15 protein-coding genes are annotated in these 13,948 nt (G+C 67.2%); 7 read left to right on the top strand and 8 right to left on the bottom strand.

Annotated features, from left to right (window positions below; all coding sequences use genetic code 11):
* The first annotated feature begins 39 nt into the window (after positions 1-39).
* Entirely contained in the window at positions 40-1,671 is a 1,632-nt protein-coding gene (locus tag OWC43_RS21060; RefSeq protein WP_393958177.1) for an alpha-D-glucose phosphate-specific phosphoglucomutase, read from the top strand.
* A 90-nt stretch (positions 1,672-1,761) separates the two neighbouring features.
* Here the strand turns inward: OWC43_RS21060 and OWC43_RS21055 are convergent, their stop codons facing one another.
* The 5 genes from OWC43_RS21055 to fabA all read right to left on the bottom strand — a co-directional run bounded on the left by OWC43_RS21055 (position 1,762) and on the right by fabA (position 6,236).
* Positions 1,762-2,163 (bottom strand): DoxX family protein, encoded by a 402-nt coding sequence (locus OWC43_RS21055; RefSeq protein ID WP_393958176.1) that lies wholly within the window; start codon positions 2,161-2,163, stop codon positions 1,762-1,764.
* A gap of 29 nt (positions 2,164-2,192) precedes the next feature.
* Entirely contained in the window at positions 2,193-2,933 is a 741-nt protein-coding gene (gene fliP / locus OWC43_RS21050; RefSeq protein ID WP_393958174.1) for a flagellar type III secretion system pore protein FliP, read from the bottom strand.
* Positions 2,934-3,052: 119 nt separating this feature from the next.
* Positions 3,053-3,889: an enoyl-ACP reductase FabI gene (gene fabI, locus OWC43_RS21045; protein ID WP_137828116.1), complete on the bottom strand. Its 837-nt coding sequence runs from the start codon at positions 3,887-3,889 to the stop codon at positions 3,053-3,055.
* 408 nt (positions 3,890-4,297) lie between these two features.
* The gene (gene fabB, locus OWC43_RS21040; RefSeq protein ID WP_393958173.1) at positions 4,298-5,524 is read right to left on the bottom strand and encodes a beta-ketoacyl-ACP synthase I; all 1,227 of its coding nucleotides are present in this window, start codon (positions 5,522-5,524) and stop codon (positions 4,298-4,300) included.
* Between the two features lie 172 nt (positions 5,525-5,696).
* The gene (gene fabA, locus OWC43_RS21035) at positions 5,697-6,236 is read right to left on the bottom strand and encodes a 3-hydroxyacyl-[acyl-carrier-protein] dehydratase FabA (protein WP_137828114.1); all 540 of its coding nucleotides are present in this window, start codon (positions 6,234-6,236) and stop codon (positions 5,697-5,699) included.
* Between the two features lie 377 nt (positions 6,237-6,613).
* On the opposite strand from fabA, the gene irr reads away from it, so the two are divergent.
* On the top strand, positions 6,614-7,117 hold the full coding sequence (irr, locus tag OWC43_RS21030) for a Fur family transcriptional regulator Irr (RefSeq protein ID WP_137828113.1): 504 nt from the start codon (positions 6,614-6,616) through the stop codon (positions 7,115-7,117).
* Positions 7,118-7,174: 57 nt separating this feature from the next.
* On the opposite strand, the gene OWC43_RS21025 is transcribed toward irr, so the two are convergent.
* Positions 7,175-7,777, bottom strand: coding sequence for an SH3 domain-containing protein (locus OWC43_RS21025; protein WP_137828112.1), 603 nt, complete (start codon positions 7,775-7,777; stop codon positions 7,175-7,177).
* Between the two features lie 225 nt (positions 7,778-8,002).
* Here OWC43_RS21025 and OWC43_RS21020 point away from each other — a divergent pair, with 225 nt between their 5' ends.
* On the top strand, positions 8,003-9,007 hold the full coding sequence (locus tag OWC43_RS21020; protein WP_137828111.1) for a D-glycerate dehydrogenase: 1,005 nt from the start codon (positions 8,003-8,005) through the stop codon (positions 9,005-9,007).
* Positions 9,008-9,184: 177 nt separating this feature from the next.
* Here OWC43_RS21020 and OWC43_RS21015 read toward each other — a convergent pair whose 3' ends face one another.
* Positions 9,185-10,186: a bifunctional riboflavin kinase/FAD synthetase gene (locus tag OWC43_RS21015; RefSeq protein WP_393958172.1), complete on the bottom strand. Its 1,002-nt coding sequence runs from the start codon at positions 10,184-10,186 to the stop codon at positions 9,185-9,187.
* Between the two features lie 294 nt (positions 10,187-10,480).
* On the opposite strand from OWC43_RS21015, the gene OWC43_RS21010 reads away from it, so the two are divergent.
* From OWC43_RS21010 to OWC43_RS21000, 3 genes are all read left to right on the top strand, one after another.
* Positions 10,481-10,864, top strand: a complete 384-nt coding sequence (locus tag OWC43_RS21010; protein ID WP_137828109.1) for a response regulator — start codon at positions 10,481-10,483, stop codon at positions 10,862-10,864.
* Positions 10,865-10,982: 118 nt separating this feature from the next.
* Positions 10,983-11,510 carry a chemotaxis protein gene (locus tag OWC43_RS21005; RefSeq protein ID WP_238308493.1) on the top strand — a complete coding sequence of 176 codons (528 nt, stop codon included), beginning with the start codon at positions 10,983-10,985 and terminating at the stop codon, positions 11,508-11,510.
* A 215-nt stretch (positions 11,511-11,725) separates the two neighbouring features.
* On the top strand, positions 11,726-11,989 hold the full coding sequence (locus OWC43_RS21000; protein ID WP_393958171.1) for a hypothetical protein: 264 nt from the start codon (positions 11,726-11,728) through the stop codon (positions 11,987-11,989).
* 2 nt (positions 11,990-11,991) lie between these two features.
* On the opposite strand, the gene OWC43_RS20995 is transcribed toward OWC43_RS21000, so the two are convergent.
* The gene (locus tag OWC43_RS20995; RefSeq protein ID WP_393958169.1) at positions 11,992-13,464 is read right to left on the bottom strand and encodes an EAL domain-containing protein; all 1,473 of its coding nucleotides are present in this window, start codon (positions 13,462-13,464) and stop codon (positions 11,992-11,994) included.
* Between the two features lie 226 nt (positions 13,465-13,690).
* On the opposite strand from OWC43_RS20995, the gene OWC43_RS20990 reads away from it, so the two are divergent.
* Entirely contained in the window at positions 13,691-13,912 is a 222-nt protein-coding gene (locus tag OWC43_RS20990; protein WP_393958168.1) for a heavy-metal-associated domain-containing protein, read from the top strand.
* Positions 13,913-13,948 lie beyond the last annotated feature (36 nt).

The raw sequence follows: 13,948 nt of genomic DNA, 5'->3' as shown, positions 1-13,948 counted from the left end.
CGCTAGGACAAGCGGATCTTACAACGGGAACCGAGCCGCATGGCACTGAGACACGTCAGCACCAGCCCTTTTGCGGACCAGAAGCCGGGCACTTCGGGACTGCGCAAGAAGGTTCCGGTGTTCCGGCAGCCGAATTACGTCGAGAACTTCGTTCAGGCGATCCTCGACTGCATCCCGGAACGCGACGGCGCGACCCTGGTGATCGGCGGTGACGGCCGCTTCTTCAATCGCGAGGTCGTCCAGATCGCCATCAAGATGGCGGCCGCCAACGGCCTGGGTCGGGTGCTGGTGGGACGCGACGGCCTGCTCTCGACGCCGGCGGCCTCGTGCGTGATCCGCAAACACGGCGCCATCGGCGGCATCGTGCTCTCCGCCAGCCATAATCCCGGCGGACCGGACGGCGATTTTGGCATCAAGTTCAACGGCGCCAATGGCGGCCCGGCACCCGAGGGCGTCACCAGCGCGATCTTCGAACGAACCAAGACGATCACCGCCTATCGCATCTCCGATGCGCCCGATCTCGATCTCGGGGTCACCGGTACGAGCGAGATCGACGGCATGTCCGTCGAAACCATCGATCCGGTCGCCGATTATGCCGAGTTGATGCGCTCGCTGTTCGACTTCGAGGCGCTCACCAAACTGTTCGCCTCCGGCTTCCGCATGCGCTTCGACGCGCTCTCGGCGATCACCGGGCCCTATGCCAAGGCGATCTTGGAGGACACGCTGGGGGCGGAGGCCGGCACCGTCGTCAACGGCGAACCCAAACCCGATTTCGGTGGTCACCATCCCGATCCGAACCCGGTCCATGCCCACGAGCTGTTCGACCTGCTGCATGGCCCCGACGCGCCCGATTTCGGTGCTGCCTCGGACGGCGACGGTGACCGCAACATGATCGTGGCGCCCGGCCTGTTCGTGACGCCGAGCGACAGCCTCGCCATCCTCGCGGCCCATGCCCATCGCGCGCCCGGCTACGCGACGGGGCTCGCCGGCGTGGCCCGCTCCATGCCGACGAGCCGAGCCGCCGACCGTGTGGCGGCCAAGCTCGGCATCGAGGCGTTCGAGACGCCGACCGGTTGGAAGTTCTTCGGCAACCTGTTGGATGCCGGCCGCATCACACTCTGCGGCGAGGAGAGCGCGGGCACCGGCTCGAACCATGTACGGGAGAAGGACGGTCTCTGGGCCGTTCTTCTCTGGCTCAACATTCTGGCGGCGACGGGCAAGCCGGCGCAGGATCTGGTGCGGGCGCACTGGGCCGAGTTCGGCCGGGACTACTACACCCGCCACGATTACGAGGAGATCGACTCCGATGCCGCGAAGCGGCTGATGGACGGACTTCGGGCCAAGATCGCCTCTCTCCCGGGCCAGGCGATCGGCGGGCTCACGGTCAAGACGGCGGACGATTTCCGTTACGTCGATCCGGTCGACGGATCGGTCACCGAAGCCCAGGGCGTGCGCATCACCTTCGCGGAGGACGCCCGGATCGTCTACCGGCTCTCCGGCACCGGCACCGCCGGGGCGACGCTTCGTGTGTATATCGAGCGCTACGAGAGCGATCCCGCTCGCCTGGAGCAACCGGTGGCGGAGGTGCTCGCGCCGGTCGTCGCGGTCGCCCGTGACCTCGCAGACATCGCGGCGATCACCGGCCGGGCCGAGCCGAGCGTGGTGACGTAGGCGCCCGGCTGCATCGGTGAGATCCGCGCGCCGATCGCGCTCCGGACCTCACCGCGCGGCGCACTCGCAGGATGCTGCCGTGAGAGAGACCTAGTAACGCCCTCGGCCCATCCGCGCATCGACGCTCCAGGGGCCAGGGCCGGCGAAGAAGATGTAGAGGAAGACGAAGCAGTACAGGATCGCCGCATCGCCCCCGTTCAGGGCTGGAAACACGCTCTTGGGCGCATGTGCGAGGAAATAAGCGACGGCCATTTCACCGGAGAGCAGAAACGCCACGGGCCGGCTGAACAGACCGATCAGGAGCAGGGCGCCGCCGACGAGTTCCAGCACGCCCGCGATCCACGGCAGGCTGAACATCGCCGGGTTCATGGAGCTTGCCGGGAAGCCCAAAATCTTCTGCGTGCCGTGCGCCATGAAGATCAGGGCGGAGACGATCCGCAGGACGCTCAGCATCCGCGGGGCCCAGGGTGCGGTGGTGGTCGATAGGTCCATGCCTCGGTCTCTCCGCTCGGTTCGTCCGATCAGCTTCCGTAGCTCTGAACGAGCGAACCGGCCACCAGCGTCCAGCCATCGACCAGCACGAAGAAGATTAGCTTGAACGGCAAGGCCACGGTCGCCGGCGGCAGCATCATCATGCCCATCGCCATCAGCACCGAGGCGACGACCAGATCGATGATCAAAAACGGGATGAACAGCAGGAAGCCGATCTCGAAGGCCCGGCGCAGCTCCGAAATCATGAATGCGGGCGTGACGACCTCCAGCCCGATCGCCTCAGGCCCGGCCGGCACGGGCTGGCGGGCCATGTCGAGGAACAGCTTGAGATCCTTCTCGCGGGTGTTGCGCAGCATGAAGGTCTTGAACGGGCCGGATGCCCGTTCGAAGGCTTGGGACTGGCTGATCTGATTGGCCAAGAGAGGCTCGATCCCGGCCTTGTAGGCCTCGCGGGCGGTCGGAGCCATCACGAAGGCCGTCAGGAACAGGGCGAGGCTGGTGACCACCGCGTTGGGCGGCGCGGTCTGCGTTCCGAGCGCCGAGCGCAGGATCGACAGAACGACGACGATGCGGGTGAAGGCCGTCGCCATCACCAGGACCGACGGGGCCAGCGCCAGGACGGTGACGAGGGCGACGAGTTGCAGGGCGCGCTCGGTCGTGCCCCCCGCGCCGAGGTCGAGTGTGACGCTCTGGGCGAGTGCGGCGCCGCTGCTACCCGCCGTGAGCAGAGCGGCGAGCGCGAGGGTTCGCAATCGCTTCGACAGGGTCATCGCAGGCCGCAGCCGGAAATGGCGGGTGGGGTGACCGGGCTGGCGGATCGGGCAGCCGCCTCTAGGGAAAGACCACGGCCAGCTCATGGTGCGCGGCACCGTACCGGTTCGACGATGCTTCAGATCTCGCCGTCGCCGACGACACCGGCTTCGTCCTGGGCCTGGAGCACCGCGGGGCGGGGCATCGAGATGATGTTGTAGCCGGAATCCACGAAATGGACCTCGCCCGTCACACCTCCCGACAGGTCGGATAAGAGATACAGGGCCGAATTGCCGACATCGTCGAGGGTGACCGTCCGGCGCAGCGGGGCATGCGCCTTCTGGTGATTGTACATCAGCCGCGCATCGGCGATGCCGGCACCGGCCAGAGTCCGCATCGGACCGGCCGAGAGGGCATTCACCCTGACGCCGTCGGGTCCGAGATCGGTCGCGAGATAGCGGACCGACGCTTCCAGAGCGGCCTTGGCGACGCCCATCACGTTGTAGTTCGGCATGACGCGGGTCGAGCCGGCATAGGTCAGCGTCAGCAGAGCACCGCCACGTGGCATGCGGGTGGCGGCACGCTGGGCAATTTCGGTGAAGGAGAAGCACGAGATCGTCATGGTCCGCGAAAAATTCGCCCGGGTCGTCACATCGACGTAGCGGCCCTTGAGCTGCGATTTGTCGGAGAAGCCGATGGCGTGGACGATGAAATCGATCCCGTCGGGGAAGCGCTCGTCGAGGGCGCTGAAGACGGCGTCGACGGAGGCAATATCCTCGACGTCGCAGGGCAACACGATGTCCGAGCCGACCGAGGCGGCGAGCGGCGTGACCCGCTTGCCGAGGGCATCCCCCTGGTAGGTGAAGGCAAGTTCGGCCCCGTGCTGGTGCAGCGTCTTGGCGATACCCCAGGCGATCGAATGATCGTTGGCGACACCCATGATCAGGCCGCGCTTGCCCGCCATCAACCCTGTCATTCGCTTTAAACCCGTACGCGTTTCAGGTGGGGCGCCGCAGCACCGCCCCGACGCTTAGCGCGCCGGATGCGCGCCTGTCCACGCGGGAGCAATCATGCGAAGGCCCCGCCCGCTCGTGCGGGACGGGGCCTCGGAGCTGCCGGAAAGGGGATCAGAAGTAGCCGCGAGTGCCCGACTGGGCGTCGTCGATGAGCGTCTGCTTGGCGCGCCAAGCGACACTGCCCGCAACGGCGACGCTGAGCAGACCAATAACGACGAGCGAGGCGACCATGAAGCGATCCCGTAAAGGTCTGAGGGGAACGCAATTCTGGATGCGCGGTTCCGAATGGCTGCCAGTCTAGCTCTAGCCGCAAGCCTCGCCTTATTGCTCGCGACTGCGAAGGAACACTGTGCAGCGCCGCAAATGTCTTATGCGTCCGGATGTTTCAGGACGAGGGTCGCATTCGTTCCCCCGAAGCCGAACGAGTTCGACATGACATGGCTGAGCTTGGCGCCGTCGCGCCGTTCGCGCAGGATCGGCATGTCGGCGAAGGCAGGGTCGAGTTCGTCGATATGCGCGCTTTCACAGATGAAGCCGTTGTTCATCATGAGAAGCGAGTAGATCGCCTCTTGGACGCCCGTGGCACCAAGGGAATGGCCGGTGAGCGACTTGGTGGCCGAAATCGGCGGGCACGCCTCGCCCGCGCCGAACACTTCGCGAATGGCCTCGATTTCCTTGTCGTCGCCGACCGGCGTCGAGGTGGCGTGCGGGTTGATATAATCGATCTTCACGCCCTTCAGGTCTTCCATGGCCTGACGCATGCAGCGCATCGCGCCCTCGCCCGACGGAGCGACCATGTCGTGTCCGTCCGATGTGGCGCCGTAGCCGGCGATCTCGCCGTAGATGCGCGCGCCGCGGGCCTTGGCGTGTTCGAGTTCTTCCAGCACCAGCACACCGGCACCGCCCGCGATCACGAAACCGTCACGATTCGCGTCGTAGGCGCGCGAGGCCCGGGCCGGGGTGTCATTGTAGCGGGAGGACATCGCGCCCATGGCATCGAACAGGACCGAAAGCGTCCAGTCGAGATCCTCGCATCCGCCCGCGAAGATCACGTCCTGTCGGCCGCCGCGGATGATTTCGGCGGCATTGCCGATGCAATGGTTCGACGTCGCGCAAGCCGAGGAGATCGAGTAGTTCACGCCGCGGATCTTGAACCAGGTCGCGAGGGTCGCTGAGGCGGTCGAGGACATCGCCTTCGGGACTGCGAACGGGCCGACGCGCTTCGGGCCCTTGTCCCGCGCGATCGCTGCCGATTCGACGATGGTGCGGGTCGAAGGACCGCCCGAGCCCATGATGATGCCGGTGCGCTCGTTCGAGACTTCGTTCGCCTCAAGGCCGGCATCCCGGATGGCCTGATCCATCGCCACGTGATTCCAGGCGGTACCCCCACCGTGGAAGCGCATGGCGCGCCGATCCACCGCCTCCTCGGCGACGAGGGACGGTGCTCCAGCGACCTGGCTGCGGAAACCGTGCTCGGCCTGCGACTCCGACCGCGCAATCCCGGAACGGGCCTCGCGCAGGGAGGCGAGCACCTCCTGGGTGTTGTTGCCGATGGACGAAACGATGCCCATCCCGGTGATGACGACACGCCGCATGGTGGCTCAGGCTTGTTGTGCCGCAGGCGGTGCGGCACTTCATTAACGGTCAACTAGGATGCCGCGCCGGCAATCTCAACTGGTTGATTGGTGGCCAGGACCGAAACCCGACAGCCCCGCCTGAAACGAGGTTGCCGAGCCTACCATGGACGGCAGGCCGATCGGCTCGAAATCAGGCGCGGAACAGAGCCACACGCAGGTCGCTCGCCTCGTAGATGCGCCGGCCATCCGCCTCCAGCCATCCGTCGGCGATGCCGAGGACGAGCTTGCCCGTGCGGACGCGCTTGATGTCGATGCCGTAGACCACCTGCTTCACGGTCGGCAGCACCTGATCCGAGAATTTCACCTCGCCCACGCCGAGCGCGCGGCCACGGCCGGGGGCCCCGAGCCAGCCCAGATGAAAGCCGACGAGCTGCCAGAGCGCGTCGAGGCCGAGGCAGCCGGGCATCACCGGGTCGCCCTTGAAGTGGCACGGAAAGAACCAGAGATCCGGCCGGATATCGAACTCGGCCAGGACGTGCCCCTTGCCATGGGCGCCGCCTTCGGTACCGATCGAGGTGATGCGGTCGAACATCAGCATGGGTGGCAGCGGCAGCTGAGCATTGCCGGCGCCGAACAGCTCCCCGCGTCCGCAGGCCAGTAGCTCCTCATATGAGTAGCTCGAAGCCCGCTGCGGCGTCGCGGTGTCGTTTTGCGGGTCGGTAGAGGCCATGGAGAGGGTGCGTCCTCGCTAACGGACGAGTCCGATCGGTGCCGGACGGGGAATGACGGGGTCGGCGCCTCGTTAGCACAAGCTCCGCCGGCGCTCAAAGCGTCCTCGCTCCCCAATCATAGAGATTGCGAGCGCGATGCATCCGGCGTCCCGCATTCGAACGGAACGCGCGGTTCGGTCGTCTTTTCCCCAACCATTCGAACCGCGGCGTTTCGGTCCCCCCGATCATCAATGTTTCTCGGAGGCACCGACCCCCGAGCTATGCACTCACTGGGGGAACGCACCTGCGTGGCCATGCTTCGGGTTGCCGCAGGCGGGTGCGGACCGTATACTTGCCAGATCATTGTCTGCCTAAAGGTTGGGAATCACTCCCCGCGATGTCCGATCTGTTGCCCCTCCAGGCCGTGCTGAACGCGCGAAGCTCCCTGCCGATCGACGCTTCCGGCCCGCGTCGCGGCTGCCCGCTGTCCGATCTGCGTGATCGCCTGCGTCGTGCCGGATTGCGGCCGACCCGCCAGCGCCTGTCGTTGGGCTGGCTCCTGTTCGGGCGCGGTGACCGCCACCTGACTGCGGAAATGCTCTACGACGAGGCCATGCGCGCCAAGGTCCCGGTGTCGCTCGCGACCGTCTACAACACGCTGCACCAATTCACTGAGGCCGGGCTGCTGCGTCAGCTCGCGCTCGACGGGTCGAAGGCCTATTTCGACACCAACCCGAGCGAGCATCACCACTTCTTCCTGGAGGAGGAAGGCAAGGTGCTCGACATGCCGGAATGCGGAATCTCGGTCGATTCGCTGCCCGAGGCCCCGGAAGGCATGGAGATCGCGGGCGTCGAAGTCATCGTTCGCCTGCGCCGCCGCCAGGTTTCCGGTCGCGGCTGAGCCGCTCAGATCCTGACTATGAAAAGGGCCCGGTTCTCCGGGCCCTTTTTATTTGTCTCAGTCGATCTTCTCATCCGGATAGACACCCCAAAGGCGGTCCTGCCGGATATAGCCGTCGACATCGCCCTGCTTCTGCGGCAGCGCCACGACGAGGCGGCACCAACGGCCGGTGCAGGTCTTGACGCTGCCGATGACGCCCGGTTGCAGCCGCGCCTCCTCGCCGGAGGTTTCATCGGCCCGCGCCTTGAGCGGCACCGTGGATTTCGCGGCGTCGGCCTTCTCCCCCGAAGGCGGGATGACGACGGCCGTGCGGCGTCCGGACAGGAGCGAGTGCAGCACCCACCCTTCGGTGCCCTCCGAATCGCGGATGCGCCGCCAGGTTTCGAACTCGGCGACGATCTCGATCGGCAAACCAGCACGCTGAAACACCCAGAGGGTGCGATGATCCTTGGACGGACCCTCGCGCAGATTCACGCGATCGGTCTTGAGGCTGGCATAACGCGGCAAGGGCAGCTTGGTGACCGGTCCCTTGCCAACTTCGGAGGCGGCCGGGGGGGGAGCCGGCGCCGCGCGTGACGTCAGCGGTGCGATCAGGGCCAGCACCGCCGCCAGGATCGCGAGGCGGGCGGGGTTGACCAGGGGAAGGGCAGGCGGGCGCATGGTCCTCGTCTCCGAACCTTGGTTCCTCGAACAAACGAACGCAAATTCGATCCGCCTGGGGGGCGAACCGGTCCGCATTGTGTTCCCCAACCTCTCTGATAGAGAGGCCGGACGTCCTGCGGCGCGGCCGGGGATCGGCCGGTTTGCCGCCGGCCCATCTGGCCGCGACGTGGTTAAAGGAGCGTAAGCCGGACCATGTCCGGGCCGGCGCCGCCGGGAGGGATCATGTCGTCAATGAAGCGCAAGCCGCTCGTGGTCGTCACCCGGCGTCTGCCGGACGCGGTCGAGACGCGCATGCGCGAATTGTTCGATACTCGCCTGAACCACGACGACGCGCCGCTCTCGCCGGAGGCTCTCGCCACGGCGATCCGCGAGGCGGACGTGCTGGTTCCGACCGTGACCGACGAGATCAATGCCGGCCTGCTCGCCCAGGCCGGGCCGAATCTGCGGCTCATCGCCAATTTCGGCAACGGCGTCGATCACATCGACGTGGGGGCCGCCCTGGAGCGGGGCATTACCGTCACAAACACGCCCGGCGTGCTGACGGAGGATACCGCCGACATGACCATGGCGCTGATCCTCGCGGTCGCCCGTCGGATCGCCGAGGGCGCGCGCATCATCCCCGACGACGACTGGACCACCGGCTGGTCGCCGACTTGGATGCTCGGCCGCCGCATCACCGGCAAGCGCCTTGGGATCGTCGGCATGGGCCGTATCGGTCAGGCGCTTGCCCGGCGGGCCAAGGCCTTCGGCCTGTCGATCCATTACCACAACCGCCGCCGGGCGCCGACCGCGATCGAGGAGGCGCTCGACGCCACCTACTGGGAATCGCTGGATCAGATGCTGGCCCGCGTCGACATCGTGTCGGTCAATTGCCCGCACACACCCGCGACCTATCACCTGCTCTCGGCTCGCCGGCTGAAGCTGCTCAAGCCCGAGGCCATCGTCGTCAACACCGCCCGCGGCGAGGTCATCGACGAGAACGCCCTGGCGCGCCTGATCGAGGCGGGCGAGATCTCGGCGGCAGGCCTCGACGTGTTCGAGCAGGAGCCGGCGGTCAGCCCGCGCCTCGTTCGCCTCGCCCGCACCGGTAAGGTCGTGCTGCTGCCGCATATGGGCTCGGCCACTCACGAGAGCCGCACCGAGATGGGCGAGAAGGTCATCATCAACATCAAGACCTTCATGGACGGTCATCGGCCGCCGGACCGCATCCTTCCCACCATGCTCTGAACGCAGTCGAACGGGGGTTAGAATCCGCGGCTGCCCGATAGCGGGAAGCCGCGGAGCCATCCCGCTGCGTTTAAGATTGGGACACGGCTGCAAGCGGTGTCCTCGGGTTCCGGCGGGAGGCGGAGACGTCCGATCAATCGTCGATCCCCGGCGCGCCGTTACCGGCCCCGGGGTGGATCACCCCAACATCGACGGCACGGCATCGCCTCGAATGGCCGCTTTCGCCCGTGCCGAATCCACGTCCATCTGCGCGATCAGCGCCTCGGCGCTCGCAAACTTCTCCTCGCCCCGCAGATAGGCGACGAGCTCCACCGCGACCTCTTGGCCGTAAAGGTCGCCCGCGAAATCGAACAGATGCGCTTCCAGCAGCGGCGCACCGTCGTCGAAGGTCGGACGGCGACCGTAGCTCGCGACGCCGTCAATGAGCCGTCCATCGGCGAGGCGCACTCGTACCGCGTAGATGCCGTGGGCGAGGCCGCAGGAATCGAGGGCGAGATTGGCGGTGGGGTAGCCGAGCGTGCGCCCGCGCTTGTCGCCATGTCGCACCTCAGCCAACACGAACCAGCGATAGCCCAGCAGCGCGTTGGCCCGGGCCGTATCTCCCGCGGCGAGCGCGGCGCGGATCGCGCTCGACGAGATCGGCTCGTCGCCCGGTCCCGCCCCCACGGCCGGCACGACCCGGCAGGCCATACCGGCATCGGCGCAGAGCGCGGCCAGGATGGCGGGGGTGCCGGCGCGTCCCTGCCCGAAGTGGAAATCGTGGCCGATCACGACGCCCGAGAGGCCGAGATCGTCGCGCAACCAGCCCTCGACGAATCCGCGAGGGCTCGTCGCCGCGAGGGTTCCGTCGAAGCGCCGCACGAACAACCCGTCGAGGCCGAGCCGTGCGAAGACGATCTCCTTGGCGCGCGGCCCGGTGAGGCGGAACATCGGTTGATCGGGAGCGAAATAGGCGCGCGGATGCGGCTCGAAGGTCAGCACGGCCGCCGGCCGCGTTCCGGCTTCCTGACGAACGGCATCGATCAGCGCGCGGTGGCCGCGATGCACGCCGTCGAAATTGCCGAGCGCCGCCACCGCCCCCTGCAGGGCGGGCGGAACCGGGTCGTCCGCTCCACAGACCGTGAACGGACGGTCCGACGCATTCGGGCCGGGCTCGGTGATCGGATCGCCTGACGGCATCGGCTCCTGCGGGGCATCACGGCGGACCGGAGCGGGCGACGTCGGACGACGCCCTGGCCGCGAGATGCGGCTTGGCGAAAACCGCATGCCCGGTCAAGCGACACGGACAGGCGCCAAGCGCACAGGGATCGTTCGCGTGAGGCCGGTCGGCACGCGAACGCGGCGATTAAACCTTTCGCAATTCGCCGATGTCTAATGTTGGCGAGACCGGAGGCTCCCGGCACCTGCGCTCGCGAGACAGCGCGTCCAGATGAGCCTTCCGCCTCGACACAGGGACAACGGAGTACGATTCATATGGCCCTCGACCTCAGCATGCCGATCCTGGTGGTCGACGACTACCAGACCATGGTGCGCATCATCCGCAACCTTCTGAAGCAGCTCGGCTTCGAGGACGTGGATGAGGCCTCCGACGGCACCGCCGCGCTCGCCCGCCTCAAGGGCCGCAAGTACGGCCTCGTCATCTCCGACTGGAATATGGAGCCGATGACGGGCTACGAGCTGCTGCGCCATGTGCGCGCCGACGAGGGTCTGCGCACCACGCCGTTCATCATGGTCACGGCCGAGTCGAAGACCGAGAACGTCATCGCCGCCAAGAAGGCCGGCGTGAACAACTACATCGTCAAGCCGTTCAACGCCGCGACGCTCAAATCGAAGATCGAGGCGGTCTGCGGTGCGTGACCGACCTCGACCCTCGCCCGCCGCGGAGAGCCGCGGCGGAGCGGGGATCTCCCTGGTACCCGATCCTGCCCGGGACAGCACCGGCGCAGGGAGGCTCGAAAGCGCATCCATGGGATCGATGGCATTCCCGTCAGACGCGCGTCCGTCATCCGGCACGCCGTCGGCGATGATCCAGGAACTCCTCGACATCGCGGACTACATCGCCAAGCTTCGTGACGCCATCGCATTGCTGCGGGCGAACGAATTGACCCGCGACCGACTGCCGATGGTTCACGAGGAACTCGGCGAGGTCGTTGCCGCCACGGCAAGCGCGACCAACACGATCATGGGGAGCGCCGAGACCATGCTCGCTCTGCCCGATGGTCCGGATTATCGAGCCGCCGTCGAGGCGCAGATTTTCCACATCTTCGAGGCCTGCGCGTTTCAGGACATCACCGGTCAGCGCATCGCGAAGGTGGCCGAGGCGATGAGCCTGCTCGAAGGACGCCTCGCGCGCTTCAGCGTCGCCGTGAAGGCTCGCGACGCGGGCGGAATCGACGAGAGCGAGGCCGATCGGCGCCAGAGAAACGAAACGCTGCTGCTCAACGGGCCGCAGAAGGGCGGACCGGCCACGCCACAGGATGCCATCGACGCCCTGTTCGACTGAGCGCACCGGATCAGGCGTTCCAGCTCAACACCGACGCGGCCGATGAGAGCGACGGCCTGTACGCCGCCCTTACCAATCGAGTGCGGACGCTCGGATCGGAACACGGCTCACGGTCAAGCTGCCTTGATCGCGACACCGGGTGTGCGAAAAACTGTCAAGGTCATCCCGGAGACTGACCTCGGAATTCGCTCGAAGCGGAACCGAAGGGGCTGACCATGGCGAGCATCGATCTGCGGCCGGACCGCCGGTCCAACCGCGACACCGGCCGCGTTTCGAACCCGGCTGATACGCACCTCCTCGATCGCGCCCATGCGCAGGGTCGCCTCGACCAGTCCATCGCCACCACGTTGCTGTTGATCGCCGCTGCCCGCGTCGAGCGGGATGCCGCACCGGTGCTTGCCGCCCGGCAGCGTTTGGCTGAAGTGTACGGTGCCACGCGCCTGCGTCGCCGGTTGGAGCGCGAGACCGCGGCCGGCTGAACTCAGCTCGCCCGTCTCAGGAAATCCCGGAACGGGCGCCGCTGCGGCGGCGGGCTCGGCGGTGGATCCGGGGAGGGGGGTGGCGTGGGCGCCGGTGCGCTCGCCTCGCTCAAGACCTCCGCCCGCACCGCCCGCGGCGCGGCGAAGACCGGGCCCTGCGCCAACGGCACATCGAGATCAATCAGATCCGGAACCTCGCTCTCGCTTTCGACGCCCGTCGCCACGAGCCGGATACCGGCTCGGGCCAGGGAGGCGACCAGATCCTCCAGCGCGATTTCGGGGGTCGCCTCGCGGGGAAGGGGGCGGAGTAGCTGCACGGCCTGCACCTTGACTTGACCGATGCCGCGCTCGGCCAGCGCGACCGCGTCGAAGCGGAGATCGATCGGCCGATCCATGACGAAGCCGATCCGGCCTTTCAGCCCGGCCAGCAAAGCTGCTTGCTCCGCATCGAGATTTCGCCAGCTCGTCTGAGGGAGCGCCAGCACGACGCGACCGGCCAGATCCGGACCGTCCGAAACGAGGCGCCCGAGCGATCGAAGGAACCCCGGTTCGAACAGCGAGTGCGGCGTCAGCCCGTAGCCGACCGCTGCCGAACTGCCCCGGCCCTGCAGATGGCGGGCGATGGTGGCGACGCGCTGCAGCATGCGTCGGTCGAGCGCCGTCGTCCGCCCGTGCCGCTCCAGCACCGGTAAAAACGTCTCCGGATCCAGAATCTCCGAACCGACCTTCAGACGGGGCAGCGCCTCGTAGGAGACCACCTTGCGCTGCGGGAGAGTCACGATGGGCTGGAGATAGACCTCCAATCCTTCGCCATCGAAGGCTTCGACGAGAGCCGCCTCCGCCGCCGGATCGCGGGGCGGGGGCTCGACGCGCGACGGCGGCGGCAAGTTCGCCCGCGGCACGAGGCGGGCGGAGGGCGGCGCCGGCTCACCGGCGGACGCGGCAGGCTCCGGGACGACCCTATGCGCCGCAGGGGCCGGAATCTGGGGGGACGCGACCGCGCGCTCCCGATCGGCCTTGAGCCGGGTAATGTCGCCATCCTGGCTGGACACCACGGCGGCGAGTTCGCGCACGATCCCGCTGAGCAAACCGATTTCCGCCGTCACCTCCTCGATACCGGAGGCCAGTCGCGTTTCCAGTTCCGCCACCGCCTCCGCGTTGTCAGGGGCGTTCTGCGGAATGGGCGCCGGATGCGCCTTGTGGCGGGATTGGACGAGGGCGGCGGCCACCGCCTCCAGCTTGACGAGACGCTGGGACAGGACGCCGATTTCCTGCGAGACGACCTCCTGCGCCGTAGCCATCGCGATGAGGCGGCGGCGCAGGAAAAACCCGCTCACGACCGCGAGCCCGGACACGCCGGCTGCCGCCACGAGCGGGACATAGATCGCCAGCGGCACGAGGATCAGGACGACGATGAGGCCGAGGATCCAGGGGGTGCGGCGCGGGCCGATCGTCGGGGCTTTCGGTGTCATCACCGTCGGTCGACGCGCTTCTTCTCGAGCGGCTGCAGGCCGCTTGCCTCCCCGGAACGGAGCCGCCCCCTCGGGCCGCTCCGCATACGATCTGTAAACCTACTGTTGCCGAGCCGGCTCGTCGCCGCAAGGCGGCAGGCTGCCGGGCCGGCTCATGCCTGTGCAAAGGTCGCCGCGCTTGCCATCGGCGTGATGGGGGGCGACATGAACGGTCTCGAAGGAGACCGCAATGGACGATACGCCGATCGAACTGACGATGCGGGTCGAAGGCATGACCTGCGAGGGCTGCGCCAATGCCGTGCGCCGGACGATTCAGCGGCTCGATCCCGAGGCCGAAGTCGCCTTGGACGTCGCCCAAGGGCGCGTCACGACCTTCACCCGGGCGCAGAGTCTCGATGTGGCGCAGGCGCTGACCAAAGCCGGTTATACGGCGACGGCCATGACGGGCTGAGACCGTGGACGGCTCTCCGCGCAATGATCTCGACGC

Source organism: Methylorubrum sp. POS3, from assembly GCF_043352485.1.
GTDB classification, from domain to species: domain Bacteria; phylum Pseudomonadota; class Alphaproteobacteria; order Rhizobiales; family Beijerinckiaceae; genus Methylobacterium; species Methylobacterium suomiense.
This window is presented reverse-complemented; position numbering and strand designations above follow the sequence as displayed.

What these genes read in the sequence shown, in the direction of transcription:
- OWC43_RS21060 (WP_393958177.1), top strand. Translation starts at nt 40, where the DNA reads ATGGCACTGAGACACGTCAGCACCAGCCCTTTTGCGGACCAGAAGCCG.
- OWC43_RS21055 (WP_393958176.1), bottom strand. Translation starts at nt 2,163, where the DNA reads ATGGACCTATCGACCACCACCGCACCCTGGGCCCCGCGGATGCTGAGC.
- fliP (WP_393958174.1), bottom strand. Translation starts at nt 2,933, where the DNA reads ATGACCCTGTCGAAGCGATTGCGAACCCTCGCGCTCGCCGCTCTGCTC.
- fabI (WP_137828116.1), bottom strand. Translation starts at nt 3,889, where the DNA reads ATGACAGGGTTGATGGCGGGCAAGCGCGGCCTGATCATGGGTGTCGCC.
- fabB (WP_393958173.1), bottom strand. Translation starts at nt 5,524, where the DNA reads ATGCGGCGTGTCGTCATCACCGGGATGGGCATCGTTTCGTCCATCGGC.
- fabA (WP_137828114.1), bottom strand. Translation starts at nt 6,236, where the DNA reads ATGGCCTCTACCGACCCGCAAAACGACACCGCGACGCCGCAGCGGGCT.
- irr (WP_137828113.1), top strand. Translation starts at nt 6,614, where the DNA reads ATGTCCGATCTGTTGCCCCTCCAGGCCGTGCTGAACGCGCGAAGCTCC.
- OWC43_RS21025 (WP_137828112.1), bottom strand. Translation starts at nt 7,777, where the DNA reads ATGCGCCCGCCTGCCCTTCCCCTGGTCAACCCCGCCCGCCTCGCGATC.
- OWC43_RS21020 (WP_137828111.1), top strand. Translation starts at nt 8,003, where the DNA reads ATGTCGTCAATGAAGCGCAAGCCGCTCGTGGTCGTCACCCGGCGTCTG.
- OWC43_RS21015 (WP_393958172.1), bottom strand. Translation starts at nt 10,186, where the DNA reads ATGCCGTCAGGCGATCCGATCACCGAGCCCGGCCCGAATGCGTCGGAC.
- OWC43_RS21010 (WP_137828109.1), top strand. Translation starts at nt 10,481, where the DNA reads ATGGCCCTCGACCTCAGCATGCCGATCCTGGTGGTCGACGACTACCAG.
- OWC43_RS21005 (WP_238308493.1), top strand. Translation starts at nt 10,983, where the DNA reads ATGGCATTCCCGTCAGACGCGCGTCCGTCATCCGGCACGCCGTCGGCG.
- OWC43_RS21000 (WP_393958171.1), top strand. Translation starts at nt 11,726, where the DNA reads ATGGCGAGCATCGATCTGCGGCCGGACCGCCGGTCCAACCGCGACACC.
- OWC43_RS20990 (WP_393958168.1), top strand. Translation starts at nt 13,691, where the DNA reads ATGGACGATACGCCGATCGAACTGACGATGCGGGTCGAAGGCATGACC.